This window comes from Grimontia marina, from assembly GCF_900060185.1.
In the GTDB taxonomy this organism is placed as follows: domain Bacteria; phylum Pseudomonadota; class Gammaproteobacteria; order Enterobacterales; family Vibrionaceae; genus Enterovibrio; species Enterovibrio marinus.
Window position 1 is genome coordinate 1 of sequence record NZ_FIZY01000291.1, and the last position, 512, is coordinate 512.

Below are 512 nucleotides of genomic sequence, written 5' to 3' on the forward strand. Positions count from 1 at the left end.
TAGTAATGATCTCTTGCTTTGGGTTTTGGCTTAATGCTATCGGTTGGCCAACAATTTTCTCTGCAATCGCAAGATAGGTGTTGGAAATATCCATTAATTCAGCCAAAGGCAGTGCATTTTCACGATCAAGCGCTTCTCTCTCAGCCATCCGTTCCTTGTTGATTAAAATATCAGGGTCTGTTCAGTTTTTGAGCAAGTATTGCCGAACACCCTCTTTCGAATTTTCCACAATACGTCCTTGCTGATAGGAAGCGCTCTCCCAGATGCGAGACGAGTCCGGCGTACCCACTTCATCCATATAAATGAGCTTCTCAACGCCGTTAGCATCGGTGACATAACCAAATTCAAACTTGGTATCGACGAAGATTTGCTCTACTTGACGGAGTGCTTGGCTAATGACGTTGAAGCCTTCTTTTAATAGCTGTTCGTACAAGGCAATATCTTCGACACGACTGAAGTTAAAAGCGGCAAAATTCTCTTCAATATTATGACGTGAGATATTGACATCATCG

The 512-nt window shown here is 42.8% G+C and carries 1 pseudogene; it reads right to left on the reverse strand.

Annotation, left to right across the window (positions count from 1 at the left end):
- A pseudogene (locus GMA8713_RS26480) lies at positions 1-512 on the reverse strand (phosphoribosylaminoimidazolesuccinocarboxamide synthase); the annotation flags it as partial.